The 25,925-nt window shown below is 44.5% G+C and carries 22 protein-coding genes and 3 pseudogenes; 5 read left to right on the top strand and 20 right to left on the bottom strand.

The window, feature by feature from the left end:
* Nucleotides 1-2 precede the first annotated feature (2 nt).
* The 5 genes from QFZ80_RS06700 to QFZ80_RS06680 all read right to left on the bottom strand — a co-directional run bounded on the left by QFZ80_RS06700 (nt 3) and on the right by QFZ80_RS06680 (nt 6,528).
* The gene (locus tag QFZ80_RS06700) at nt 3-1,787 is read right to left on the bottom strand and encodes a cache domain-containing sensor histidine kinase (protein ID WP_307557962.1); all 1,785 of its coding nucleotides are present in this window, start codon (nt 1,785-1,787) and stop codon (nt 3-5) included.
* A gap of 113 nt (nt 1,788-1,900) precedes the next feature.
* Nucleotides 1,901-3,604, bottom strand: a complete 1,704-nt coding sequence (locus QFZ80_RS06695) for a type 2 periplasmic-binding domain-containing protein (RefSeq protein ID WP_307557960.1) — start codon at nt 3,602-3,604, stop codon at nt 1,901-1,903.
* Between the two features lie 62 nt (nt 3,605-3,666).
* Nucleotides 3,667-4,563, bottom strand: a complete 897-nt coding sequence (locus QFZ80_RS06690) for a carbohydrate ABC transporter permease (RefSeq protein ID WP_307548034.1) — start codon at nt 4,561-4,563, stop codon at nt 3,667-3,669.
* Between the two features lie 3 nt (nt 4,564-4,566).
* A complete protein-coding gene (locus QFZ80_RS06685; protein ID WP_307548035.1) occupies nt 4,567-5,460 on the bottom strand; it encodes an ABC transporter permease in 894 nt (297 codons plus the stop codon).
* A gap of 99 nt (nt 5,461-5,559) precedes the next feature.
* Nucleotides 5,560-6,528: a glycoside hydrolase family 31 protein gene (locus tag QFZ80_RS06680; RefSeq protein ID WP_307557957.1), complete on the bottom strand. Its 969-nt coding sequence runs from the start codon at nt 6,526-6,528 to the stop codon at nt 5,560-5,562.
* Between the two features lie 46 nt (nt 6,529-6,574).
* Here QFZ80_RS06680 and QFZ80_RS06675 point away from each other — a divergent pair.
* Nucleotides 6,575-6,667, top strand: a pseudogene (locus QFZ80_RS06675) (IS3 family transposase); the annotation flags it as partial.
* A 175-nt stretch (nt 6,668-6,842) separates the two neighbouring features.
* On the opposite strand, the gene QFZ80_RS06670 reads toward QFZ80_RS06675, so the two are convergent.
* From QFZ80_RS06670 to QFZ80_RS06660, 3 genes are all read right to left on the bottom strand, one after another.
* Nucleotides 6,843-8,006, bottom strand: coding sequence for a DUF4317 domain-containing protein (locus QFZ80_RS06670; RefSeq protein WP_307557955.1), 1,164 nt, complete (start codon nt 8,004-8,006; stop codon nt 6,843-6,845).
* 476 nt (nt 8,007-8,482) lie between these two features.
* A complete protein-coding gene (locus QFZ80_RS06665) occupies nt 8,483-8,662 on the bottom strand; it encodes an adenylyl-sulfate kinase (RefSeq protein WP_307548037.1) in 180 nt (59 codons plus the stop codon).
* Complete coding sequence (locus tag QFZ80_RS06660; RefSeq protein ID WP_307557953.1) at nt 8,659-9,501, bottom strand: sulfotransferase; 843 nt, start codon at nt 9,499-9,501, stop codon at nt 8,659-8,661. Before QFZ80_RS06660 ends, QFZ80_RS06665 begins: the two co-directional genes overlap by 4 nt.
* Before the next feature lie 242 nt (nt 9,502-9,743).
* On the opposite strand from QFZ80_RS06660, the pseudogene QFZ80_RS38845 reads away from it, so the two are divergent.
* Nucleotides 9,744-9,962: pseudogene (locus QFZ80_RS38845) on the top strand (glycoside hydrolase family 97 C-terminal domain-containing protein); the annotation flags it as partial.
* Nucleotides 9,963-9,966: 4 nt separating this feature from the next.
* Here QFZ80_RS38845 and QFZ80_RS06655 read toward each other — a convergent pair.
* From QFZ80_RS06655 to QFZ80_RS06610, 10 genes and pseudogenes are all read right to left on the bottom strand, one after another.
* Nucleotides 9,967-10,194, bottom strand: coding sequence for a hypothetical protein (locus tag QFZ80_RS06655; protein ID WP_307557951.1), 228 nt, complete (start codon nt 10,192-10,194; stop codon nt 9,967-9,969).
* Between the two features lie 8 nt (nt 10,195-10,202).
* On the bottom strand, nt 10,203-10,565 hold the full coding sequence (locus QFZ80_RS06650) for a glycoside hydrolase family 97 N-terminal domain-containing protein (RefSeq protein WP_307557948.1): 363 nt from the start codon (nt 10,563-10,565) through the stop codon (nt 10,203-10,205).
* An 837-nt stretch (nt 10,566-11,402) separates the two neighbouring features.
* The gene (locus QFZ80_RS06645; protein ID WP_307557946.1) at nt 11,403-11,798 is read right to left on the bottom strand and encodes an ABC transporter transmembrane domain-containing protein; all 396 of its coding nucleotides are present in this window, start codon (nt 11,796-11,798) and stop codon (nt 11,403-11,405) included.
* Between the two features lie 66 nt (nt 11,799-11,864).
* Nucleotides 11,865-12,478: pseudogene (locus QFZ80_RS06640) on the bottom strand (SDR family oxidoreductase).
* Between the two features lie 298 nt (nt 12,479-12,776).
* Nucleotides 12,777-13,016: a hypothetical protein gene (locus QFZ80_RS06635; protein WP_307557944.1), complete on the bottom strand. Its 240-nt coding sequence runs from the start codon at nt 13,014-13,016 to the stop codon at nt 12,777-12,779.
* Between the two features lie 249 nt (nt 13,017-13,265).
* A complete protein-coding gene (locus QFZ80_RS06630; protein ID WP_307557942.1) occupies nt 13,266-14,570 on the bottom strand; it encodes a family 4 glycosyl hydrolase in 1,305 nt (434 codons plus the stop codon).
* 26 nt (nt 14,571-14,596) lie between these two features.
* Nucleotides 14,597-16,213 (bottom strand): alpha-amylase family protein, encoded by a 1,617-nt coding sequence (locus QFZ80_RS06625; protein ID WP_307548048.1) that lies wholly within the window; start codon nt 16,211-16,213, stop codon nt 14,597-14,599.
* A 99-nt stretch (nt 16,214-16,312) separates the two neighbouring features.
* On the bottom strand, nt 16,313-17,848 hold the full coding sequence (locus tag QFZ80_RS06620; RefSeq protein WP_307557941.1) for an extracellular solute-binding protein: 1,536 nt from the start codon (nt 17,846-17,848) through the stop codon (nt 16,313-16,315).
* A 55-nt stretch (nt 17,849-17,903) separates the two neighbouring features.
* Complete coding sequence (locus QFZ80_RS06615; protein ID WP_307555654.1) at nt 17,904-18,764, bottom strand: carbohydrate ABC transporter permease; 861 nt, start codon at nt 18,762-18,764, stop codon at nt 17,904-17,906.
* A 26-nt stretch (nt 18,765-18,790) separates the two neighbouring features.
* Nucleotides 18,791-19,738, bottom strand: coding sequence for an ABC transporter permease (locus QFZ80_RS06610; RefSeq protein WP_307548052.1), 948 nt, complete (start codon nt 19,736-19,738; stop codon nt 18,791-18,793).
* 259 nt (nt 19,739-19,997) lie between these two features.
* On the opposite strand from QFZ80_RS06610, the gene QFZ80_RS06605 reads away from it, so the two are divergent.
* Nucleotides 19,998-22,304 carry an AraC family transcriptional regulator gene (locus QFZ80_RS06605; RefSeq protein ID WP_307557938.1) on the top strand — a complete coding sequence of 769 codons (2,307 nt, stop codon included), beginning with the start codon at nt 19,998-20,000 and terminating at the stop codon, nt 22,302-22,304.
* Nucleotides 22,305-22,915: 611 nt separating this feature from the next.
* Nucleotides 22,916-23,425, top strand: a complete 510-nt coding sequence (locus QFZ80_RS06600; protein ID WP_307548057.1) for a hypothetical protein — start codon at nt 22,916-22,918, stop codon at nt 23,423-23,425.
* Nucleotides 23,426-24,695: 1,270 nt separating this feature from the next.
* Here QFZ80_RS06600 and QFZ80_RS06595 read toward each other — a convergent pair.
* Nucleotides 24,696-24,962, bottom strand: coding sequence for a hypothetical protein (locus QFZ80_RS06595; RefSeq protein ID WP_307557935.1), 267 nt, complete (start codon nt 24,960-24,962; stop codon nt 24,696-24,698).
* Between QFZ80_RS06595 and QFZ80_RS38840 the strand changes: the two genes are divergently transcribed.
* Nucleotides 24,889-25,155: an EAL domain-containing protein gene (locus QFZ80_RS38840; RefSeq protein ID WP_373460375.1), complete on the top strand. Its 267-nt coding sequence runs from the start codon at nt 24,889-24,891 to the stop codon at nt 25,153-25,155. The genes QFZ80_RS06595 and QFZ80_RS38840 overlap by 74 nt on opposite strands.
* Nucleotides 25,156-25,216: 61 nt before the next feature.
* Here QFZ80_RS38840 and QFZ80_RS06590 read toward each other — a convergent pair whose 3' ends face one another.
* Entirely contained in the window at nt 25,217-25,924 is a 708-nt protein-coding gene (locus QFZ80_RS06590; RefSeq protein WP_307548060.1) for a FadR/GntR family transcriptional regulator, read from the bottom strand.
* Nucleotide 25,925 lies beyond the last annotated feature (1 nt).

Below are 25,925 nucleotides of genomic sequence, written 5' to 3'. Positions count from 1 at the left end.
AATTATCCCTCCCTTTGAATGTGCGGCTTGTCCGTACAGGCAGGCAGCCCGATTGTGACTACCGTCCCTGCTTCAGGTGTACTTTCGATCTTCAGTTTACCGGCTTCGCCAAAATATAAATGAAGACGTTCGCTTATATTCGAAAGCCCGAATCCATTGCCATTTCCCGCTTTTTCTCCGTTCCGAATGAGTGCCAGCGTGAAAGGGTCCATGCCAATACCATTATCTCTCACTTGGAAACGGACCTCGTTATTGCATCGCTTGATACTAATGGCAATACAGGCGTCGGGACGCGTAAAGATTCGCCCGTGAATGTAGGCATTTTCAACGATAGGCTGCAAGATCAGCTTGATCGAATACAAGTCCAAAACATCCTCATCCAGCTCCCAGTGGGCGCGAACACGTCCCGGATAGCGAAGCTGTTGAATATCCAGATAGGCCCGTACATGCTCGAGCTCATTCCTGATTAATGTAACGTTAGATTTGTTATCCAGCGCAAATCGATAAAAGGTCGTCAAGGCCTCGATGGTCTCCACCTGAATCTGATCCCCTTGATCAAGAGCCCGCCACTGAAGCAAACTAAGCGAATTATAGATAAAATGCGGATTGATCTGCGCTTGAAGGGCCTGAAACGACGACTCTTTCTCTTTTAATTTGGCACTGCTGAGCATGTCAACCAAGTTCCCGAGGCGGCCAGTCATCTGATTAAACATGATTTCGAGGTCCCCGACCTCGTCCCTGCTCCGACTCTGGACCGATACATCGAAATCCCCCTCGGCGATATCGCTCATCCGGTCGCCTAACTTGCGAATACGCAAAACGACGTTCTTCAGTACGATCAAGACAAGGAACGTAGAGAGGAAAAGGAAGAAAACCGTGATGGCCACGATGCTGTACACGGTCACCGCCGATTGATTCTCCAAATGCCGCATCTGAATTAGCGCGGCGACTTTCCATTCTCCGTTTAAGCGGCGGACCGTAAAATAATCGCCTCCGTCCATGATGCTCTCGGCGCGGTCAACGCTTGCCCAGAGCTTGGACAGCGCGGTATCCGAGGCAGGTTCGCCGATCATAGAACGATCCGAGGCTGCGACAATTCGATCGTGCTCGTCCAAGAGATACAAGCTTCCCGAGCCAGTAAAGGGGCTATCCATCAACTCGCCGAATACGATGTCATAATCCAGGAGCATATAGATGGCACCTAAGAAATTCCCGCTAGCATTCGTTATTTTTCTCGAAACGATCAGATGCGCGTTGTCCCCCGGTACGTTAGACCATTGTAGTACGAATGGCGAGTTCAGGACACTGTGGTACCAGGACATCTCGTCCACACCTGCCAATGATCTGTCGGCCGGCTTCCACAGCAGCCCTCCGTCTTCAACGAAGGTAGCGTTGGCATGATAAATCCGAAAGTCTACGATTCCGGGCAAATACCGGCTCATGAGCGTGAACGAACGGTCAACGTAATTAGCGGACTCAAGCTGTTCAGACATATTCTCATAGGTACGGGCCAGCCTGGAAATGAGTTCACCGTCCGTACCCGCCCGGTTAGCAAGAAGATCGTAGCTTTGTTTCCGGAACTCGACGCTCTGTGACGTCTGCCTTACTGCTTCATTGATCGTGAGCATATAGTTGGCTCTAACGTTTTGAAGAGCCAGATACCCAGCGCCCACTCCAAAAAATATCGTAGGAATGAAAACGACCAGTCCATAAAAGACGACAATTTTGCCGCGAAGCTTCATGGTTCGGGTCAGACGAATGATGTGTCTCTCAATCCAAAGTCGCATTAGTCATTCTCCCATTCTTCTGCCCGGTGGTTACACAGCCGTGAAACTGCAAAGGGAGCATCCCTTTTGAGGGGCTGCTCCACTGTATTAAGCATAAAGTGTCGAATTCCTTCTTACTTGTTGTTCATCTCTTGGTACAGTTTACTCCACTCTTGCTTGAGTTCGCTCCAGTGTGCGCGTTTCTCTAGTGCGGAAGTGAAATCTTTCCAAGCCTGCTCGAATTGTGCATCGTCCTTAGCCATCATCAACTTAGCCCGATACTCTTTATACACATTACCTAGCTCCGGTAAATATTTTTCCCAAGCGCCTCCAGCCTTGACCTTCACCATGTCGTAATCCTTAGCAACTCGGGTTGAGCCAAATTGACCGATCTGCTGGGAAAACTGTGCTGTTTTTGCCTGTCCCGCATGGTCATTCTCTCCGTAGGTCCACCAGGCGTACCACTGGTTGCTGAAGTTCGAAGTCATCCAAAGCTCTGGCGTCAATTGCGCTTTCTTGGCCGGATCGCCCGCGTTGCGCAGCTCTTTGTATTTAGGGTCTATGAACTTCCACTTGCCGTTAGGCTGGTCAATCCAACCCCAGTATTTGCCGACAGGCCCCTCATTGACGATATGGTTCATCTCCGGTTTCGGCGTTAATGTATAATTATAAAACTTGAGAATGGCATCCAGGTTCTTCGTGTTTTTGCTGATATACGTATCGAAGCCCGGATACGGGTTAACGATTTGAGTGGCGCCAAGCTGGGCAACGCCTTCTACTTGAGGGAACGGAATCGGTTTATAATACCAGCCGGGCGCAGTCGAACCATCCAACTGCTCCCATAATGACCCGTCGAAATTCCAGAAGCTTCCGATGTTCATCGCATACCGGCCGCTTTTGTTCTTTTCTTTATACCTTTCTTTTTTATCGGTAAGAGCCTCAGGATCGATGAGCCCTTTGCGATACATGCTGTTCATCCACTTATAACCGGCTTTGAACCCTGGATTGTCATACTGAAAGATAAAGTTCTCGCCTTCTTTTTGTACCGGAGTAACACCTCCCGCCGAAGCGACCGTCACGCCGAAAGTAGCCAGGACAGTATTCTCGTCGCTTGCGTCCGTTAGAATGCCAGCCGGCAGGAGCCGCTTGCCCGATTCATCCTTCAATTGAGCTGCCTTCTCCAAATAGGTCCCTACGCCCTTAAGCGTCTTGAGGTCGTTCTCCGTCATTCCGACTTTCTCAAGGATATCCGTTCGAATAAACCATGCGTTGGAAGACCAGCCCGGCCAAGGCGCGGACGGATTTGTATCGAACCATGAGGGAATCGACCAAATATGTCCGTCAGCATCCTTCATCTGATCCAGATATTCCTTCGGAATGGATGCCAGATTCGGATACTTCTCGGGCATGTTAAAGTACTTCTCGAGCGGCTGAACGAGGTTGGAACGCTTCATGGCATCATTGACAACCTGATTCCTATCAAAGATAGCCGCGTCTTCAAAGCCGCCCGTATTCAGCTTAAGGTTAAGCGCAGTGACGGCGTCCCCCTGCGTGGCTTCAACCTGAACATCAACCCCCGGTTCTACTGTTCTCCAATATTGCTGGATCAAGCTTTCGTTGTTAACCGTTGCCGACTTGCCCAACCAAAGCTTTAAGCGGCTGGAACTCGCCACATCCGTCGAGTTTTTCGGGCTTGCCGAACTCGTCCCCGTTCCAGCGCTGTTCTGTCCGGCAGCTGCATTGCCGTTGCTGTTGTTTGAGCAACCGGCCGCCAGGACCAACAGAGCTGCCGAGGTGAGTGCAATTGTGCTTTTGATACCAACTGTTTTGAACTTCATGTTCTGCCTCCCTTTTAATCCTAAAACTGTTTGGTATATGGTAGAAGCCTAATACCCTAGTGTTAACCCTTGACCGAACCGATCATTACGCCTTTGACAAAATATTTCTGGAGGAAAGGATAGACGGTAAGAATCGGTAGCGCGCTGATCATAACGGTGGCCATTTTAACCGACATCAACGTGATATCATTCAACATGGAGCCACGAGCGAGTGCCTCCTGATTTTGATTGGAGCTCAGAATGGCTGACAGGTCTTGGGCTGACAGCAGCTGTTGCAGGAACGTCTGAACAGGGATCAAATTCTGGTCGCTGACAAAAAAGGCTCCAGAGAACCAATCGTTCCAATGACCCACGGCCGTAAAGAGTCCAAGCGCCGCAAGCATGGGTTTCGAAAGCGGTATGATAATCTGAATCAGTATCCTGAGCGGACCGGCACCGTCCAGTTCGGCGGATTCGATCATCGCTTCGGGAATGCCCTGTATGAATTTCTGCATGACGAACATATTCCACGCTGAGAATAGAGCAGGGATGATATAAACCCAAAAGGTATTGGTCAGTCCGAGCTTAAACAGCTGGATGTAGAAAGGGACCAATCCGCCATTGAAAAGCATGGTGATGAGGATATAGGCCAGAATGCCGCTTCGAAACGGAAGCTGCTTATACGATAACCCGTATGCTGCCGCAAGCGTGACGGCAAGCCCGCCAATCGTGCCGATAACCGTTCTTGCGATCGTGACCAGATAGGCACTTCGGATCACCTCGTTACCCAGAACGATTTCATAATTGATCCAAGTAAACGAACGAGGCCAGAGGTATACGCCGCCTCGTGCGGCATCCGAGCCGGAATTGAGCGAGATCGCCAGCATATAGAGAAATGGGTAAAGAATTGAAAGGCACAACAGTGCCAGCAGGAAAATGATAAGCCCCTGTCCCGCCCGTTCAAGCGCAGTCGCTTTCATCCGTCACCACAGCCCCTCTTCGTTGATTTTCTTGGAGATCGAGTTCGTCATCACTACGAGAAGGAGACTAATAACCGAGAGCACCAAACCGACAGCGGTAGCCATGCCGAAATAGCCTTGCTGGAGCCCATTGCGAAGTACGTAGGTATCGAGAACATCCGCAACCTCCTGATTCGCCGAATTCATCATCGGATAGATCTGATCCATTCCCACACTGATTAGACTCGGAATGCTTAAAATCAGAACAATCGAGATCGTTGGTAGGATTCCCGGCAGCGTAATGTGGCGTATCTGTGCGATTTTGCCCGCACCTTCGACTTTCGCAGCTTCATAAAGCTGCGGATCGATCGTGGAGATCGCCGCCAGGTAGAGTATGGTGTTCCAGCCGACTTCTTTCCACAACCCGCTCGAAACAATCATGGGGCGGAACCATTCCGTTGAGCCCAGGAAGAAGATTGGCTCTCCCCCCAACCGTCCGATTAAATCGTTTACAAATCCGCCGTCCAGGGTCAGAAAAGACTGCAGGATATAGGCCACTACGATCCAGGAGAAAAAGTGCGGTAAATAGCTGACCGACTGTACAAACCGCTTATAGGCCGGGTGTGTAACCTCATTAATCATAAGAGCGAGAAGAATCGGCATCGGAAATCCGAAAACGAATTTCAGAACCGAAATATACAGGGTGTTCTGAACAACTTTCCAGAATTGCGGATCATGAACGAAAGAGAAATTGTCCAGACCCACCCAGTGACTTCCCCAAATAGATGACCCAATCGTAAAGTCCTTGAACGCGATTTGGATGCCCGCCATCGGGACATAATTGAATAGAAAAAGCAACACAACTGCCGGCAAAATCATGAGGTACTGCCAGCGATATTTATATACCTTTGTGATCATACGCCCCCTCCTTGTCTGTATCTTTATTCTACTTATGGTTCAGATGAAGGGATACCTAACAACGATTAGATTTATATCGATTTGATAAGATGTTTGTCGTTAGCAGAATTGAAGCCTTATATTCGGCGGAACCATGGCAGCCTGGAAAGCTTCCGGGAATACATAGGACATGTGCCGCATGATCGGCTCGCCTGTCTTAGAAGCATATCGAGCCAACTCCGCAATCTCGGGTCCCATACGGCAGTGGAGTTTTGCCGCTTCAATACACCACGTTAAATTCGGTTCATCGAGTACCCTCCATGGCGCCGTGGAAAATTGCATCATAGGAAACAGTGCCGAGCATTGCGCGTAACGAACAAAGAGTTCGCCATCCACTTGGAAGTCAGACCGAATTAATTCCTCATACTGACCACCTCCGACCATGTCGGGGCAGTTGAATGCGTATCCGATTATTCCTTGCGCAAGGCCATTCGGAATCAAACTGGCAAGCCCGTCTAAACCCCAACTATGGTTTTTGTCGCTCAATCGCTGCACAAGCGGCTGCCCCTCGAGCTTCCAACAGGCTCGGTATTCGTTGAAGGCAAATTGAAGACCTAGACGTGCCCAAGCTTCGGACTGATCGTTTGGCGTCACCGGTCGTGCTCTGATGTCATCCGGTTTGTAGTACTGAGGGTCCCCGGCATCCAGTTTAAATCCATCAACCCCATATGTTTCGATAAGCCGTTCCAATTCCCTTAAAAACCAGCTCATCGCCTCGGGATTCGTACCGTCCAAAATACCACTGAACCCATTCCACCATTCGCGAACAACCGGCTTCCCATCCGCACTCCTCAGAAGGTACGCTTGTTTTCGCAAGAAGCGAAATACTTCTCCGTCAGGGCTGATGAACGGGCAGACCCAAAGCATCACGCGGAATCCAAGCTCATGCAGCCGATCGTTCATGGCCTTAGGGTCAGGAAACCTGCCTTGGTGAAATGCAAGAGTTCCATAGTCTTCGTGCCAATTGTCGTCAATCATCAGAATACCCGGCGGAAGCCCGTGTGCGACGATCGCTTCGGCATAAGCCAACACCTTCTCCTGCGTCGGATGGTATTCAAAATAGAATTGGAAAAAGTACATCGAATACTACAATCACAAGCGGATTAAAGCAAAATTAAAAGGCAAGAGCCCGGTACAGTACCGAACTCTTGCCGTCAAAGCTGCCTAACTATATAGTGTCTAACTTTTTGGGTTCAGTTCAAACCCGCGTGGCACCGTTGCTGTTGTTCCAGAATTGATTAGAATTTTCTATGCACCGTGGCGAAATTGACGGTTTGTTGCAGAATTCGTTAGAAAAAATATTTTAACCTTTCAACTGCACATGCGTATAAGTTTTCCCTACTCTACAACGTCTCCGTACTGAGCGTAAATCCTTCGATCACGGCGTCTTCGTCGACCTCGATCAAGATACATCGTTTTCCTTGATAATTCACCTGTTTCACGTACTTTAAATCTTGCGGACTGACTGAAATCGTGGCGATCTTCGTATCAATCTTAATCGATTTCGAATTGAACTTCGGAATGACGCTGCTTGCTTTGAGTTCATAGTTTTTGTTGTCGACGACCGTTTGAAACGCTCGTTCCACCTTTTCCATCGTCACGTTCTCCACGCCGCTCACCGTTAGCATGCGTTCCACATCTTTATAGTCCAACTTCGGAGGCTCCTCCTCCTCGTTAGTCTCAATGACCCGATGAATTTCCTCGTACACGTGAGCGATCGTTGAAGCGTCGAGCTGATCTCCCGCCACTTCTTTCACGATTTCCTCAAAAATGGCTCTCTCTTCTTGCGCCGTCACGGTCTTCTCGGCATTCAAAACTTGCTCGATGAAATGCAAATTCGGTTCGTTGGCTTTACCCGTGCAATACAGAATGCGATTCATGTCGGAATAGTTGTCCGTCACACTTGGGTAGAAAAAACCTTGCTCCGGCGAGTTCAATTTAATGATCGGATCTACGAAGACATTATACTTGAATTCCCGCTCGACGTAATCAAACATGAGGGTTTTCCGCTGTTGCTCAGTGGAATTCACACTGCACAGAATGAACGGATTCGCGAACATCTCGTCCTTTTCGCTCTCCTCAGCTTCTTCATTCCTGATCTTGGTCGGCTTAAAATATTGTCCGTGGACGAAAGTAATGACCGTATCCCGTTCATATTTGGTATCCGCCAACATTTTCTCCACCAACAGGAGCATCAGATCTTGCCATTCTTCCGGATTACCGGTCACTAGACCTTGATGGAGAAGCACCTGTGAAGGCGTCTCCGCTTCCTCCTGAAACTTTAACTCGAACATCTTCTGATCCAATTCGCCGGTCAGCAGTTTTTTGAAATTGGCCATATATAGTTCCTGCTTCTCCCTTTCCAATAGGGCGAACGGCTGACGCTCGTAATGATAGATCTCGTTGCTTTCCTTCATGATATACACGTTAAGAATGTTGAAAATTTCAAGCATGTCGTGATCCAACTTAAGCTGCTTGCGAATATGTGCGAGTTCTTTCTTTATCATGGTCCTTCAGACGCTCCTATGAAGTAAAATAGCCTTACTAGTACTAACGATTGAATTAGAAATTTGTTACGGATGATTTGCCTTCCTGAGTGTTCACATCAAAACAAAAGCTCTTCATGAGAAGGGCTTCCACCGTTACTTCCCTTTATCCGTTCCAAACTTAGAGTGAATAGCACTCCACATGTCTCGTAATTGGTTTAATAACTCTACTTTTGAAGACTTGGATAAACTACTTCCTGTATGTTAATGCATTATTATAGATTTCTCAACAATTTTGAGAATCTATCCTCACTAATTCTGAAAATTTTTTCAAAAATTATGACAACAAACACACAAAAAAGAAAATGTGTGGCGTCATATTTATTGAGAATTTAGATGTTAAAAACCTTGATATATCAAGCTACGGTTTCATAATTAGTGAGAAAATGAATGAAATGAGTTGGTCAAAACAATCAAAATATTCATAATTGTTGAGACTATCCGTAACCCTCCAACGAATAGCCGAGATCATGGCCAAAGGCTTCACGCAACATATCTCCATCGAGTAGAATGACTGGACGTCCGAGCAATAGTAGCTCCTGCTTGAGAAGCTTGCCTATCGTCGTTTTTCCTGCTCCTGCCAATCCTGTTATCCAATACACATGACCGCTATTCATATCGATACCAACATTTCAGGTGACAACACGTGCACTTTCCTCTCATAAGGAATTTGAATGCTCATCTGCTTTCTAAGCAACTTACGGATGATCTTGTTTTTTGCTTTCAGCGTCAACTCATCCCTTGCGTACTCTTTCTCGAATGCAAACGGCAATTCAAGCAGATCTTCTATGGGCTTTTCCAAAGTTTCAGTTTCATCGTTGATTGGATAGCCCCATGAATCATACTTACTTCTTAGCATGATTCGAAAACGTAACTTATCGAATTGTGTCAATAGCTCATCGTAGGTCTTGGAGATCGTTCGTGTGGTGAACCCCGACAATACCTCCGATGTTAATGTGTTCCACCATTTCTTACCTCCAAATGTGCTGATAAGCAGCGTATCGCTCCATCCGATGTCAAGACAACCACAAATTAGTTGCAAGGTTTCCAAGGAACGAGTATGCAAATCTTCTAGCCGGACCACATATGTACGTTCGATCCATTGTTCGTAAGCTGGAACTGCCTGAAATAATGAATATAGCTGATAACAGAGATTATAAACCGTGGCATGGCCCGAACGAAGCTGATAATTCATTGCAGATGCGAATGCAATGACCGGATCCCGAACGGCATGTATTAGCTTTGCAGCGGGGAACAGTTGCACTAGTCTCCTTGTTTGCTCAATATTCGTACCGAAATGAATGCCCCCCTCCACAATAACGGGAATGCCTTTTTTGAAATCGTATATTCGGCCAAGTGCCTGTGCTGCCGCCAGTTGTATGGCCTGATACAAGAATCTCTCATCCGGGATATCCCGGACAGCATGTACAATCTCGGTAAAGTGAGCGGCGAACAATAGAATTCCCCCAATATAAGGTCGGTAAACATACCAGTTAAGGCTCCCACAATTAATCCTCCTAGAAAGTCTTCAAAGGGGGACAAACAGATAGAGCAAGCTTTATGACTCATAGAAACGACGGATATGAAGGGAAAGCTGATGAGTCGCTTAAATTAACATCGGTAGTCGTATGGTATGAGTCAATTGGAATATCAGGGGAAATCGGAGAATATGCAACCAATGAATGACGCAAGGGAAACGAATGGTTTATCGGTTGCATTACTAATGAGAAAGCTCGTAATGCGAAAATTCCGCTACATTATCTGGTTGATGTGATGCAATATGCCGCACAGATTTATGAAGATGTATCGGAACTTGATACACGTACAAAGGTCGAGATAGGCTCTACTGAAGTCACCAAAGATACAATTCTCGAGTTTCAATTGGAAAGCTCGGGAGGAGCAGCCATCTATTTATAACTTTTCAATTGTAACAAATATTCAGGATCGGAGGACTGACTGGAAGCTTCTCCCAGAATTCTATCTCCTGTTCGCCCTTCCAATCCGATGGCTTATCATACCAGAACATCATCTGTATCGGACTATACACAATAACGCCCCTTGCCAGCATATGTGCATGCGTCACTTTCAATCGTTTATCAAAATAGCAAAGCGTATAATCGCCATCGCGTCCACTCTTGTACTTTAACAAACCCTAATTTAATGCCTGCTATCCCCCAATCTTTTAGGATCGATTGCTTTATTTGCCGAATCAAGCGATCCGTACCAGCCTCCATTAAAAAGAACATATTGGAAATGATGGTCTACACAAAAATCTCCTTCTACTCCATGCTCTTCCCATGACATACTTCCTTTGAGGAAAGTAAAACCTGTATCTTCCTGAGTAATTGTAAAATCCTTCAGTTTATCCTGCTCAGGTATAAAGTATTGAAAAGCTGTTCCCTCAGAATAAGCACGCAAACGGATTTCCATAATCCTCCCAAAGTCGTTTTCCACGCAGATTGTTGCCTCTTCGAGGCTTTCATCAACCTCAGCACGCTCACCGTATATCGGTTTCCACATTTCGTATCTTTTCGAAATAAGATGACCATAATGTCGGAGGAGGACAAGAACATAAATCGATAAAAGACAAGAACTTATATCCTTTTCCCCTGAAGGGAAAGAACCTTGAGCCACGACATCATGGATTTGTATGCGATCTGCTGCCTTGCCTCATCAATCAGCACGCGCTTCTTTGCCTTCGGGTTAGAGGTAATAAATCTTCCCCAAACACAGATCCGGAATTAGGGGCATCATGACCGCTCTTTCCTCCGTTTCCAAACCCTGCGGGCTGCGAACTATCTTTGACCTGCGGCGCCATCGGAAACTGATTTAGGATTCGCATTTCCGCCTGTTACGCCGCCCGATCCGAAAGTGCCCTTCAAAGCTAATTTGTAATTCAGTCAATTTGTCCGTAAAACCACTTCAAATTCTTTCAAAACCTTATTGATGCGGGAGCGAGACAATCTTACAGCAGATTGGTCTAGGAAAAAATAATCCTCAATTTCATCCAGTAACCGTTTTTTGAATCGTTCCTGCTTTAATGCTTCATACCTTCTCATGTACTTCCGCATGATATTACTTATATACACCAGACGCTGTTTAGGGCCTTTCCCATGAACCAGAATATGTCTTCTTGCTACATCAGCGTTTTTGATATTACAACATAAACAAGAAAAAAAGCCATGGCTAGTTGCCTTGGCAGATTTAAATAAATGATGGTTTTCGATTGGTTACTTTCCCAACTCTTAACTTTTACATTACTCTTGTCCCCTCCATCAACTGATGGCCCAATGTTGTCACTTGAACTTATATCGTTATAATAAAAAATGCCACAACCGCTTATCATCAAGTTAGCTTCTATAGCATAATCCGAAGAACCATCTGGACTTGTGTCACGTCATTCGTCGTCCGCATAATTAGTGATGAAGCACCAATTTCATGAAAAGATGACAATCCAAGACCTTGTACCTTGGTATAAATTTTCTCGCGCAATGTGCTTCCAACTCCTGCCGAAATCGTTGCAGCCCAATAACTGGAAATAACCGAACATGCAGCAGCAACGAGCGCTATGATAACCATATAGCTCCCTAACTCATAGATCTTATGTAGATCTTGGTTGACAATCCCCGTATCTACAATAGTCGCCATCAAGGTCGGTAGGATGAGTTCAGCCCCTGTTTGGATAACGGTCAGCATGATGACGAGTACAATCAAACATCGAAAAGCTCGAAGCTCCCGAAACAGTTTAAGCATATATTTCCCCCTTTAATGAAAAAGAAGGGTTTAGCGCGCAACAGCGCGCCATTCCCCTCCATTTCTCTAATATGCCGTCCAGCCACCGTCAGCAGCGATCACGGCCCCGTTAACAAAACGGGAATCTTCAGTAGCAAGGAATAGCGCAACGGTTGCAATCTCACTCGGATCGACCGCTTCACTTCGTTGTGTGCTCGAACCTTCCCTGAACGTCTGCATACCCGCCATATCAATATTGCCCATAGAACTGCCAATATTTGTACGAACTCCACCAGAAGCAATTGCGTTGCAAACGGATACCCGATTTGGCATACGTATAGCCGACATTCTTAGTCAAACCAACGATGCCATGCTTGGCAGCTATGTAAGCGACGCCCCCCTTGCCACCGGTTATTCCAGTCGCAGATGCAATATCGACGATTACGCCACCACCTTGCTCGAGCATAAAAAGAAGTGTTTTGCGGATTGCCCGCATTGGGCCTGTCAAATTGATATTGAGCACACGTTCCCAGAGCCGTTCCACCAGCCTGATTGATGCCATCGACGACTGAAGCAATAGCTGCCTCATTCAAATCTGCCACCACAACCTTAGCACCCTCTTGTGCATATAGCTCTGCTATTGCTTTACCCACTCCGGACGCTGCTCCCGTTACAATGGCTACTTTGTTAAACCGTTTCATTCCTTGTTACCCCTCTAATGCGCTTTGCTTAGCGATGTTTCCCAAATGACCAGCACTCGGCCGATGCTCCCCATAAGAAACCCTCGGGAAATTGATGTATCAGAGCTATAATTCCTCCTTCAATCACGGTATCGTATCGAGTTCACCTTCATTTTATTACAATCCAAATAAGTTAACTAACAGTATTACGACTACTTGGCTAACGTTTTCACGACTTAATTGCATACAAAAAGACCTACTTGATAGCATATCAGCAGGTCTTTCGCATAACTGTTTTTTCGGTCATCCATTTCGACTACTACTCGCTTGGGATTCCATAATCATTCAATAGTTTGCCGCACAACTGCTCGCTCAACGTTTGTTTTGTAGTGGGACCGATGACAACGAAGGCTTGTTGCTGACCGTTTCGACTTACTGGCATAACAATAAACTGTTCCATGAAATTGGTTTCATGAAGAACTGGACGCTGTATCCCATCCTTTTCTTGCGCGATCACAGAACGGAAAAACGCATATGCGTCAGTTTTAACAGGATGCATCGGCAGACCCGGTTTCCAGATCCATTCTTCATGTGTAGAAAAAAGTTACCTATTCCCCATAAATATGGATAATTTTGTTGGAGTTCTGAAATGCAAGAAACCAGCAAACTCAAAGGCGAAAGTTTGCTGGTTTTTCTTACATTATATTCTGTATCTCCATGATTATGTAAACCCATCGGCTTCAGGCTTAGCTTGTCGCAATCCAAAGTGTATTCTTGGATTCGTTATCCCGATTGTAATTGCCTACATCTACTGGAATTGCGGCAGCATATCGGCATGAACGCTTAACATGCGATCAAGCGCGATATGCGCATTCTTCTTGTCCGTGATTGCAGGATCGAGATCCACGATCCGATGGGCAAGCGATGCAACCCCTTTGACAGCTGCTTCTGCTGTCAGCTCATGTACATCGGAGATTGTCTTGCACAGCTCTGCCAACACATGTGGAAATTCCGGCAATGCGATCGGTGTCCAGACGCCATCCGATATGGAGACGGGCACTTCAACGATTCTTTCATCAGGCAGTTGCCGAATTGCTCCATTGTTGCGAACATTCAAAATTTCCAAGCTTTGAGTATCCCCGTGATGCAAAACAAGCGCGAGGTCTACGGGGTGCTCCCAACTGCCATGTGTGAAAAGATCATCCCAATCCCGCTCTCCGTTCGCAATAGATTGAAGCTCTTCTAGTCTGCGCTTACGTTCTTCTTCTGAGCCGTGATATGGCGGTGTTGTCGTATAATGAATATCAGCCTGCTTGGGCAGATATTCCGCATGATGATCAACGGCCCCTGCTGCTATGGCTCCATAAATCTCAAGCCACCGTCGCATGACATGAAGCTCCCGATGTTTGCCCCCACTTTGTGCAGACCAATCGCCTTCTTGCAGATAACTCTTAAGTACGGGAAGAAGATCATCTCCTGTAAGTCTATCCTTTATCGCCAATACCCAGGCAAAGTGATTCAGACCTCCTGTAACAATCTCCACCTCCTCTGGCTCTCTCCCCAGTAATTGTGGGAGAAATGTGTAGCCATTCGCACCTTGATAAGCAATGTTGCAGAATCCAGCAGCGCGTATAGAAGTATACCGGTCAATCGCTGTGACGACTCTAGGCATGGGGTTTGTCACATCCAAGAGAATTGCTTCTGGGCAATGTTCCTCCATATCTCTGCAAATACCCATGATCATAGTAATGGAGCGAAAGGCGTTCATCAAGCCTCCTAGTCCACCACATTCCCGGGCCTGATCCCCCATACCTAATTCATTCAAGATTTCGTAATCCATTGTCCAGCGACGCGCTCCCTGCGGAGATGCGGATACAATAACGAAGTCTGCACCAGGAAGGGCTGAACTGCGATCGGTTACAGCGGTAATTTGGACGGGAACACCCATTTCGTTGGCAATTCGTCTTCCCGCTCCAGCCATTGCTTCAACAACCTCAGCATTTAAATCCACGAGAACCAATTCATCATTTGCTAGGTTATGCTTCACAATGATATCTTCAATAACGGTTGGCGCAAATACAAAGCTGCCTCCACCAATTAATACGAATTTCATAGGTTACCTCCTTAAGGGTAGACATACTACAACCACCAGTGATTATCAGCAGGTTTGGTTCCTTCCATGGACGTCTGGTTCCACACAAACTCGGATTCTTTGCCATTCAGGAGCCATCGGCTTGGACAGGTGGTTTCCATCCAATCCAGTGGTTCCCCAGTTGGCAGCTGTTGAGACACTAAATCAAATGCTGCTCGCAATTCCGACTCTTGCTCCTTGGTCACGATGGCAGGGTCAACGGATACGAACAAAGGAGTCCCGCTTCCAGCAAGCAAATGCAACCAATTCTTATTTATTTCCCATGGAATTTGTTCGGTTATACCAATACAATCCGCATCATGACTGAAAAAGGTTCCATGTTGACCCATACGGAACGCTAGTGTATTGATCCCCATATAACGTGTACGTTCCCATGACTTTCCACTCGTATCATCTCCCGTTCGTTGGATATCGAACAAACCGGCCGAAAGATGACTAACCGTGTTGCATCCAATCAGTAAACTGCTCCCAGATGCTTCCGCAATCGTTCTATATAAATCAAGTGTGATTTCTGCTGTTGTTTTCGATTGGTCAAAGAAAGCATGGGATAGTCCGTTGGGATCCGATTTCATCTGAAATCCCCACTTCCCAAGCAGATCATAGGTACTGAAATCATGCTTAATCAGTTCAAAGCCCCAGCTTGAAATCTCCTGAATCGACTTCGATATATGAGCGAGTACTTCAGGATGGCTCGGATCGAGAATCTTGTCATTGGGGTCAACCACATAACGAACCCACTCATCGGGAACTTCACCTGACCACATGAGAGGTCGGCACCAAATTCCCGGTCTAACACCGATTTCTTTCATTTCACGAGCCAAACCAGGCATATCCGGAAATAATGCGTTGCCTGTCCATGGACCACCTTTGCATGAACCATCCCCGCTAGCTAACTGCCAGCCGTCATCAATAACCATATATGGACGATTGTCCGGTGATGATGCCAGCGACGAAATAAATCGGGAGTCTGCCAATATTTGATCACGGGAACTCTTCCCATAAGCATAGTACCAATTATTCCCTCCGTATACAGGCTGGGACGGCAGAACAGGCTTCTCACACATCTGTTTACAAAATTTCTGAGATGCTGTGAACGCCGATTCGCCTTTGGAACCGGAGCGAGTGACAATCGTTGCCACTTCAAGCTGTCTTGCCCCGAGGTTAACGCCCCCAGCTCCATTACGAACATCAGCGGTAAACGTCAGTCCATCCTTATCTATCTGCCAGCTACAGAAAGCATTAGGACTCGTTCGAACCCCATAACCGTCTGTCACAACTCCGTTGTTCGTCAAAAAATACCATGGCATGATGCGTTCTGGGACAATGCCACGCCATTCCAAATCACCATAAGCGCGCTCCCAGTGATCGCCAAGTATCACATACTTCTCTTGCAAGCGAAAATTCCAGCGGAGCTTGACGAACTTAACAGCATCAACGGAAGACGCCAAAGTAACGACGAGTCCTTCTGATTTTGCACCCGTTTGCACCTCGATGTCAGCACTGCTCCATTTCCCTTTGGAACCATCCTGCAAGTTCAAGATTCTCCAGCCCTGCTCTGTCTCTACATGGATAGCAGTAGGATTTGTTATAATATCAATTGCCATATTTCCTGCACCTTCCTTTCTTCATGACAACGCCTATTTCTTGATTATATTAAATGAAAGAGTAATCCGCAGGAATCCTGCGGATTACGGATGTACGTTCTATTTCTGAGCCTCTTTCCAAGCAGTAAACTGTTTCTTATACTCAGCCACAACTTTATCAAGTCCTGCAGCCTTCACGCTTGCAATAGCCGCTGGAAAGTATTTATCGTAGTCTTGATACCCCATCTTGATTGGGAAAATCTTAGCTTTAATTTCCGACAAAACGTTTGCATATTCCACTGCAATCGGTTCGGTGTTGAGATGGAAGCCTAACACAGGAGAGAATTCAACTTTACTTTTCGTCTCGTTGATTTGTAAATCAACCGTCTCATCCGGTGTATTCACGTTAAACAACATATAATTGATGTTACCGATCATCCAGGAAGGGAAACTATATGCAACTTCATTTTCTTTTTTGATAGATTCCGCTTTACGCTCACCGACAGGTTTATAGTGTACGCCTTGTTCGCCATTAATGAACAGATTATGGTTATCCTTATTGGCATACAACCAATTTAAGAATTTAATCGTTGCCTCTGGGTGCTTGGAGGTTGCAGGAATAGCGTTCGCATTCCCAAATGCCAAGAACTGCAGCAATGACTTCTCTTTAGCCAGATATCCTTCCTTGAGGACGGCAGTCGGATTGTTTTTCACAGAAGATGTTGTATATGCCCATGATCCAAACGTGCTGTAAAGGAAATCACCGTAAGACATGGCTTTATCGCGCTCTTCTTTCTTTAATGTCAGAATATCAGGGTTAATTAGTGATTTCTCATATAACTGACGGAAGACCTTGGCATCTTTCTTGAATTCATCACTTTCCAACCACGAGCTTACTTGTCCGGCTTGATCCACTTTAATAATTTGCTCACGATAGTCGACATAGAATGGCCAAGTATCATACGTACGGTGCAAGAATACTGGCGTTCCGTCTGTTTCCGTTTGAACATATAGCTTCTTCCCAGCCACAGCTTGCATTTTTTCAGCTGTTGTCACGAACTCTTCCGCCGTTTTCGGGAAGGAGAGTCCCGTTTTATCTAATAAATCTTGACGATAACCTAGTGTACCTAATTCACCACTGCTTAAGGTTTCATGACGCCATACGGCTGGAATGGCATAGATCTTACCACTCACTTTAGCGCCTTTCCATGCATATTCAGGAATGATTTTCTTAATATTGGGTCCATATTTATCAATAAGTGCGTCCAACGGTTGAAGTGCTCCGCGACCGACGTAAGCAGCGGTTGGCACGGATCCGTTCTCCATAACATGAAGCATTTCAAATTCTTCGCCTGTGCTCAGCATCAAATTCGTTTTCTGATCCCAAGCATCCCACGGGATAAATTTCAATTCCAGCTTCACTTTGACCCCGTCAGCAAGTAATTTCTCATTCACTTTTTTCACAACTTCATCCGTAAAAGGTGCCGCAATGCCTGGGATCACATAACGTACCGGCAGGATTTCATCCGATTCCGCTTGTGCTTGCTTGCCATCAGAACTCTTATCGCTGGATGATTGACTGCAAGCTGCTAATAAGGCTACGAACATGAGGACTACTAAACTCATAGCGGTGAAACGTTTTTTGGTCTTATTCATTTTCAAACCCCTCTCACTTGATTCATTTTATATATACAGCTTTGCAGCGGTATAACTAACCTTTGACTGCTCCAACAATAAGCCCCTTTATAATGAATCGCTGCAAAAATGGATAGAGCAGCACAATGGGGCCGATCGTTATTATCGCCACAGCCATTTTGAAAGATTCCGAAGGTAACGTGATATTGGACGCAGCTGCTCCTTGCATCTGGTTCACCATGCTGATTTCGGATTGAAGTTTATAGAGCAAATACTGAAGTGGGTATAAGCTTTGCTTGTCGACCAGCATAATCGCGTTAAACCAGTTATTCCAATAACCGAGCCCATAAAATAGCGCCACTGTTGCCAGAACCGGCAGAGACAGTGGAAATACGATTCGAAAAGCGATGTAAGCATCACTCGCTCCGTCCATTCTAGCCGATTCAAATAACTCCTCTGGCAATTCCTGCATAAAATTGCGGACGAGAAACAAATTAAACGGACTAAATAATAAAGTCGGAACAATAAGCGCCATGATATTATTTTTAAAGCCAAGGAAATCATTGATCATATACCATGGCACCAAACCTGTGTTGAATAACATAGTAAAGAAGAAAAAGAAGGCAAGTTTATTGCGGTAACGGACCTGTTTATTGGCTAACGTGTAGCCTGCCATCCCAGTAATTAAGACAGCTGCAGCCGTACCGACCAGGGTAACTCCAAAAGAAACCGTATAGCTTTGAAGTAGTTGATGATTCCCTGTAAACAACGATTTATAAGCGCTTATTGAAAAGCTGTCGGGCCAAAAGCTGTATCCCTTATTCCGAATAGATTCTTCATCAGAGAGGGACACAATGAGCACTAGCACAGTGGGCAGTGTGCAAATTAAGGCAAATACGGAAACGAGTAACGTATTGATACTTTGAAATACATCCACTTTTTTCAATTATTTCGACTCTCCCATCAGAAAATCACGCTGTCTTTACTTGATTTCTTCACTAGCCAGTTGGCAACCAGGACAAGTACAAAACCCACAATTGATTGATACATCCCGATGGCCATGGCAATTGCAGGGTTACCGGAAGTGCGGAGCGTTCGGAACGTATACGTATCGATAACGTCCGTTGTCGGATATAACAATCCATTGTCACCGATAATGGCATAAATCATGCCGAAATCCGAATAGAATATTTTCCCAATAGCAAGAAGCGTTAGAATGGAAACGGTAGGCATTAACAATGGGATCGTAATGTTCTTAATTTGCTGCCATCTGTTCGCCCCATCAATCTTTGCTGCTTCATATAAGGATTCATCTATAGAAGCAATTGCTGCCAAATAAATAACAGCCGACATGCCCGTTTCTTTCCATACGCTAAGTCCAACTAGGATCCATGTCCACGGCTTTGCTTCCGAATACCAGTTATGAGGATCGAATCCTACCCATTTGAAAATATGGTTAATAAATCCGTACTCTGTTGAAAAAAGACTATAAACAATATAGCTAACAATAATCCACGATAAAAAGTGTGGGAAGAGCAGTGTCGATTGTGAAACTCTTTTAAAGGTACGCGAGCGAAGCTCATTTAACAAAATCGACATGATCAAGGCAACCAATGTTCCAAAGATAATCGATAGAAAATTTAATTTTAGCGTATTCCATGTAACCAGTGCAGCCGATGTTGAATTGAAGAAGAACTCAAAATTTTTGAAACCTACCCACTCACTTCTGAATATTCCCTTGGTGTAATTAAATTTCTGGAAAGCAATCAGCATATAAGGAAGCGTCATATAACCGTAAAAAAACGTATACAGCATGGCCGGAAATATCAGTACATATGCGATCGGATTTTTCCTGATATCGGTTATAAATGAATATTTTCGAACAACTCTTGCCTTTGTTAAAGCCATCATCCTTCCTCCTCCTTCGCCTATTCGTGTTGGTGTTTGATAGCTTTACTATGCATGGGGAGTAGGCAGCTTGTATACTCAAATTCTTTAAAACCCCTTTAAAATCTGGGCTTTTAATGACTTTAATTTAGAGATATGACTTCAATTATTGCTAATGGGGGCATTTGACATTGCATAAAATTTAACTGTATTTTATAGTTCTAGAAGAATACTTTCAGGAAGTATCAATGAGGGGAATTTTGCAACGATGGAGGTGAATCGGTTGAAATGGAAGCAATGGTTCGTTTACTCGGCATACCGAAAAATGTGGATATATTTTGTTCTGCTTGTCGCTTTGACCGTCATGACTGTCAGCTCTACCCTCTATTTGTTCTACGCAAATCAAACGGAAAAAACAATCGGTAAAAACCTCATCTCCATGCTTCAACAAACATCCTATACGTCCAATATCGTTCATCAACAAATTATTACGGTGGGGACCCAACTTCAAAATAACAACCGGATCATTACTGTGTTAATGAATCGCACCTCTGACAAGCTTCAAGATCGTGAAGCCATGGATATTTTGACAGAGGTCCAATCTACCTATCCGTTCATTAAGGATATTGGTATCTATAACGATTATACGAAGAGGTTTTTAACGACCAGAGGTACCCCATACGAGCTAAATGATGTAGAGAAGAACAAAATTTTAGCAACGCCTCATTCGCAATATATCGATTTATTTGCCCAAAAGCTTGAACCTTTATTCCCCTCATCGTCCTTGACACCAATCAATGTTCTTACTTTCATACTCCGACCGAACTATGCGCTTTCTTCTATGAATAGAGGGGCCATTCTAATCAACATAGATGAACAATACATCATGCAAACTATGCAATCTATCTCGAGTGCTAGTGAGGATTCATTTGTCATCGATGCGAGTGGGCTTGTCTTATCTCATACAGACCCTTCTCAGTTCATGAAGAACTTTAATGAAATCTCATACATCCATGAAATATTAGAGTCTTCAAGCAAATCTCATTATTTCAAAGTAAAGCTGAATGGACAACAACAGCTCGTCACTTACGTCAAGTCAGATCAGCTTGGCTGGTTTTTTATTTCTATAAAGCCTTTCGCAATGCTCATCTCAGATATCTCTGTTCTACGCTCCTTTACTTGGATCATTGTCTTAGCAATCATCTTGCTAGGGGTAGTAACGGCTTACTTTGCAACAAATAAGCTCTACTACCCGTTAGGCAATCTTATTCATAAAGTTCAGGGGATGACCGGAGATCAGGGATCAGGAGCCAAGAAAAGCCAGAACGAATTCGCTTTACTATCAGAAGCATTCTCCAATGTCATCAATCAAGCGCAAACTGGTGTCATTGAAAAGCAATGGTCATTACCTGTATTGAAAAAAACGTATCTTCAACATTTATTAAGAGGAACGCAGCATGATCTTTCAGCCGCTCATATTATGCAATCCGATATAAGTGAGCATTTTGCAAATTCGTACTATACGGTTATTTTGGCTCAAATTGATCATTATGCTGAGTTTGAGCAGGTTCATAATCAGATGATGCAGGGGTTGCTTCGCTTTTCAGTGAGCAATATCAGCAATGAACTGTTAGACAAACATGTTCGTAACGAACATATCGTGGTTGATGAACAAACCGTTGCCATTTTGTTATTCCTTAAATCGCCATCTATCTCTTCTCATATTTTGCTGACGCTCGCTGATATTCAAGAAAGCATTCATAAGCTGTTCCATTTCACAGTCACATTCAGTATTGGTCATGTTGTTACGGAGCAAAATGAGATCCAGCATTCATTCAAAATAGCACAAGACTATGCTAAATATCGTTTTTTCTATGGTCACCGTTCCATTATTCATGCAGATATGGTGAAGGATCTATCCCCTAAGGCTAATTCCTATCCCATTGAGGCTGAGAAAAAACTGTGTGAAGCGTTACGTTTGAACCATGGCGGCAAGGTCGATCAATCTCTCGCCTTGTTCATTAAGGAGCTAAATGGGCTGAGTTATTATCAGGCAATTTCATGCGCAAATCAGTTATTAAGTACGCTATTGAGAGATTTTGGCAGTAATCTCCCGATCATGCATGACTATTCGAAAGAGTATTTCGAAGTTGTAAATAAACTACAGATCCAAGAAACTCTGAGAGAGGTTCATGAATTACTTCAAGAATTTTGCCAGCTAATACGCCAACTAATGGAAAATAAACAAGCAACCAAAACAGATACGTTACTGGCCTACGTGTGTGGGTATTTACAGGAGCATTACCACGAGTTCGATTTAGGCATTGAAGCCATTGCAGACAGTGTACAGCTATCTCCGGGTTATTTAGGTAAACTGTTCCGGAACCATACTCAGTTGTCCTTTAATGATTACCTGAAAAATATTCGGCTTGAGGAAGCGAAGAAATTGCTGATCTCAACAGATGACGGGATCTCCTCGATTAGCGAAAAAGTTGGTATCATTAACACAACCTATTTCTTTACGCTTTTCAAGAAAGCTTATGGCATTTCCCCTGCTCAATATCGTGATCAGCACGCAAAGAAGGATTAATTTTCACATGCTGTTATAAAAGACTAAAGTCATGGATTGTTGTTGTCGCAGCATTTCATTAAGCCGCTCAGTTTGATGCCTTCATTATACAGATAAAAGAAAGACCGGCCTCCACCCCTTGGATAGGTGTGACGGAGGAATGAGAGGGCTTAGACCCGTTGAGATATGGGAGCGAAAACCTCCAAGGGCGGCGTGGAGAATGCGTGCAGTAGATGGAATAAATTGGGGCAGCTATCTCCCCCTCTATTCACGCATGCCTTCATGTTGCCGAAGTCAATCTAAACGGCCCCTTTTATTCTAGAGTCCTCCCACAATGGGATGAAATCCTGCGAATAAGTGAGTATTCGCGAGAAAATTGAATCGTACCGAGGGAGCTCAATAACGGACTAAATGATCTTCATCATTTTACTTACAGAATAGCTCCGTCGGGAATGGGATAAAGTTCTTGTCAATTGGAAGTGACAAGAACTTTATCCCATAACACAAAAAAACCGCGGTTTGCGCGGCAATTAATGAGATTTTGATCAATTTTAATTGTTGCACCAAAACCATACTAACTAATGAGTCTCCATCCCATCAAGTGAATAAATTGTAAAATCGAGGTTCAAATCATGGCTCTACCGATCACCATCATGATAATCCTTAGTTTGGGAGGATTGTCCACACTATTTCTTCTTCGAAAAATCTTCTATACGATTGAAATCATTTCTTATTTCTTGGGCATATCCATCCCAATTCAAATGGTTTATACGGCGATTACATTTAATTCCGAAATGATTAAAATTACGGAAAATGTTTCCGTGTATTGGTTTTTAAATATGAGCACGATCATTTTTGTACCTTGCGTTACACTATGGCTGTTCTATTTGTATTTCTGCCAAACCGCAAATTTTTTCGGAAAAGCATCGCTGACAATAGGCTGGCTATTGAGTATGTTTGGTATGGAACTGCTGTTTCAAAGCTTCGGCTTCTTTACGTTTAAGTGCTGGAATATCGGCTACTCGTTTTTTGAATGGCTCTTCGTGCTTATAGTGTCGGGCTCCTTTATTCTATGGTTCCGGAAGTTGCTAAGAAAGCAGGCTTTTTTACGATCATCTACCCGCCTGAACGATTCGACCTGAATGAATGGTTTCTCATTTTTTCTGTGACCGTAAATATCGTTATCGCTCTACTGTTGCCAAAACGTTTTTCTCCTGCACTGACAACATTAATCTTGCTTCTTAACCTCTATCTTGGGCAAGTGTGCGACTTATTGATTGGGATATCGCCATTCGACCTTTACGATGAAAATGACAGTCCAAAATATGAATTCTTTGACGCGGTGCTTCATTTCTTTTGCTATCCGCCGGTAATGTATATTATGTTGCACTTTTATGACAGATGGAAATTGAAAGGAATTCGCCTTATCCTTTATATTGGGGGATTTGCACTTTTGATACTTGGACTGGAATGGCTCGCTAGTTTGGCACATGTTTTTAAGTACAAAGGCTGGCATCTTAGTTATTCGTTTTTCGTGTACATTGGAGTAATTACTTTAAACATTTTCTTTTTTCATCTGTCACAAAATTTGCTTCAGCGCAAAAATTGCTAAACGAAATCGACACAATGAAAAAGTGAAGCTTGCAAAGGGGATCGCCGGTAGTCTATCACCTTCCATGAGAGAATCTGGTTCTTGCCTTCATTTGAAACGGGGATCAAGACCACTCATTATAATTGGCTATGACACATCAGCATCTTTTCCTTAGATAGACAAAAGAAGCCTAAGTTGCATTTTATGCATTGATCTGGGCTTCTTTTGTTTATTTTTATTTTTCAACTTATTAAGAATGCATACAAATGCGTAATTATTCATTTCTCATCAATTCTGAAATTCCAGTCTCAACAACTTTGGAAATATTCTCAATAATTATGACGCCATACAAAAGCGCAATTCCTCAGCTTTCTGTCTCAAACTTTTCGATCACCGTCTCAATCTGAATGAACATATCTCAAACTTTGTGATAACCTACAAATGCACAGCTTTTTACAAATGTATATTTATGCATTTATTTGTATGTTGTAGTTTTTGAAACAAAAACTACAACATACTTTGAAACATTTGTTGTTTCAGAATTTGTTAGAATTAAGTGAACAGCGCTGCGAAATTGATGGTTTGTTGCAGAATTCATTAGAAAAAAAATATTGCTCTTTTACAATGCCATGCATAATTATACACATCCAAAATTGTTCAGAAAACCCTTCAATTACAATACTTCACTCTCAACCATGAATTCGATATAAGCTCTCGGTTTGCAGGGGATTCTAATTCCCAGCAGTTGATCCTTTGGCTTCCACGCAGCGTGAACCCACCCGTTACTCTTAGAGATATTGACTCTTGAACTTAGATATGAATTATTCATCTAACTCTTCCTGCAATTGAATCGTAAAAATCACAAGCGCTTCGTTCAGTTGTCCAAAGTCTATCATTCTTTCCTCCCCCTCATAGAGGACGAGTTCTATCCACTTGCTCATACCGGCCTCGCCGAATCGGAAGCTCACTGGATGATTTCCGAATACCGCCTCCGGCACTTGAACATTCAACCGGATTCGTTCTGATTTCCCGAGAAAAAAGCTTCCGGGACCGGCAACTTCCGGCAAGCCATCGAATACTTCTCTCATTGAGGGAATTATTGAAATAGCACGCAGCTTAAAGCTGGATATTATTGCTGAGGGCGTTGAAACAAAGGCACAATTTGATTTTCTAAAAAGTCACGGCTGTGACCAGGTACAAGGTTACTTATTGGCTGGGCCTTTATCAGCCGATCAGTTTGAACGCAATCATGTGCTCCGATTGCGTGCTGCTGGAAGCTAGCCAAATTGGGAAATGCGAAAACGACCGATCTCCTTTGGGAATGGCCGTTTTTTTTCGCATTTTATATATATTTGATTAAAATACTTTCCACATGCTCCAAATGCACTCGCATCGCTTGAGAGGCTAGCTCAGGATCTCCGCTGTGAATCGCTTCATAGATAACTTTATGTTCCTTCAAAAGCTGAACAGCCACTTCCTGATTCGCATACAGCTCCGCACGACGAATGTCGCGAATCATCATTTCCATCGCGTTGCGGATCGAATCGCACGTCTGCATCATGATTGCGTTATGCGTCGCTTGCACAAGCAGCTCGTGGAAGACAAGATCGGTTCGTTCACCCTCTGTATCATCGTTGATCGAGTTCTCCATATCCTGCATGATGAGCTGCAGTTGTGCGAGATCCTCGGGCGTTCTCTTCCGCGCAGCAATGGCTGCGATCGAGATCTCCAACGATTGTCTCACTTCCATGAGCTCGAGGAGCGTCGTCCGATTCATGCGAAGTGACGTCCACTCGGGCAGTGACACCTCGGCAGGCGCTTGCCGAATCACGCGACACGCGCCGCCTTGGCGAATCTCGATAAGACCCATCGCCTTTAAGGCGCTGAGAGCCTCCCTCATCGTGGAACGACCGACGCCGAAACGCTCGGACAGCTCTTTCGTGGAAGGCAGCTTATCGCCCATTTTCAACTGGCCATGTACAATCATATCTTTGATCTGCTGGGCAATCTCATCATAGTGATTCTGTTTGTGCAGCTTCGTAACTTCCATA

This window comes from Paenibacillus sp. V4I7, from assembly GCF_030817275.1.
Lineage (GTDB): Bacteria > Bacillota > Bacilli > Paenibacillales > NBRC-103111 > Paenibacillus_E.
This window is presented reverse-complemented; position numbering and strand designations above follow the sequence as displayed.

What these genes read in the sequence shown, in the direction of transcription:
- QFZ80_RS06700 (WP_307557962.1), bottom strand. Translation starts at nt 1,787, where the DNA reads ATGCGACTTTGGATTGAGAGACACATCATTCGTCTGACCCGAACCATG.
- QFZ80_RS06695 (WP_307557960.1), bottom strand. Translation starts at nt 3,604, where the DNA reads ATGAAGTTCAAAACAGTTGGTATCAAAAGCACAATTGCACTCACCTCG.
- QFZ80_RS06690 (WP_307548034.1), bottom strand. Translation starts at nt 4,563, where the DNA reads ATGAAAGCGACTGCGCTTGAACGGGCGGGACAGGGGCTTATCATTTTC.
- QFZ80_RS06685 (WP_307548035.1), bottom strand. Translation starts at nt 5,460, where the DNA reads ATGATCACAAAGGTATATAAATATCGCTGGCAGTACCTCATGATTTTG.
- QFZ80_RS06670 (WP_307557955.1), bottom strand. Translation starts at nt 8,006, where the DNA reads ATGATAAAGAAAGAACTCGCACATATTCGCAAGCAGCTTAAGTTGGAT.
- QFZ80_RS06665 (WP_307548037.1), bottom strand. Translation starts at nt 8,662, where the DNA reads ATGAATAGCGGTCATGTGTATTGGATAACAGGATTGGCAGGAGCAGGA.
- QFZ80_RS06650 (WP_307557948.1), bottom strand. Translation starts at nt 10,565, where the DNA reads ATGTGGAAACCGATATACGGTGAGCGTGCTGAGGTTGATGAAAGCCTC.
- QFZ80_RS06645 (WP_307557946.1), bottom strand. Translation starts at nt 11,798, where the DNA reads ATGCTTAAACTGTTTCGGGAGCTTCGAGCTTTTCGATGTTTGATTGTA.
- QFZ80_RS06635 (WP_307557944.1), bottom strand. Translation starts at nt 13,016, where the DNA reads ATGCATCCTGTTAAAACTGACGCATATGCGTTTTTCCGTTCTGTGATC.
- QFZ80_RS06630 (WP_307557942.1), bottom strand. Translation starts at nt 14,570, where the DNA reads ATGAAATTCGTATTAATTGGTGGAGGCAGCTTTGTATTTGCGCCAACC.
- QFZ80_RS06625 (WP_307548048.1), bottom strand. Translation starts at nt 16,213, where the DNA reads ATGGCAATTGATATTATAACAAATCCTACTGCTATCCATGTAGAGACA.
- QFZ80_RS06620 (WP_307557941.1), bottom strand. Translation starts at nt 17,848, where the DNA reads ATGAATAAGACCAAAAAACGTTTCACCGCTATGAGTTTAGTAGTCCTC.
- QFZ80_RS06610 (WP_307548052.1), bottom strand. Translation starts at nt 19,738, where the DNA reads ATGATGGCTTTAACAAAGGCAAGAGTTGTTCGAAAATATTCATTTATA.
- QFZ80_RS06600 (WP_307548057.1), top strand. Translation starts at nt 22,916, where the DNA reads ATGGCTCTACCGATCACCATCATGATAATCCTTAGTTTGGGAGGATTG.
- QFZ80_RS06595 (WP_307557935.1), bottom strand. Translation starts at nt 24,962, where the DNA reads ATGAGAGAAGTATTCGATGGCTTGCCGGAAGTTGCCGGTCCCGGAAGC.
- QFZ80_RS06590 (WP_307548060.1), bottom strand. Translation starts at nt 25,924, where the DNA reads ATGGAAGTTACGAAGCTGCACAAACAGAATCACTATGATGAGATTGCC.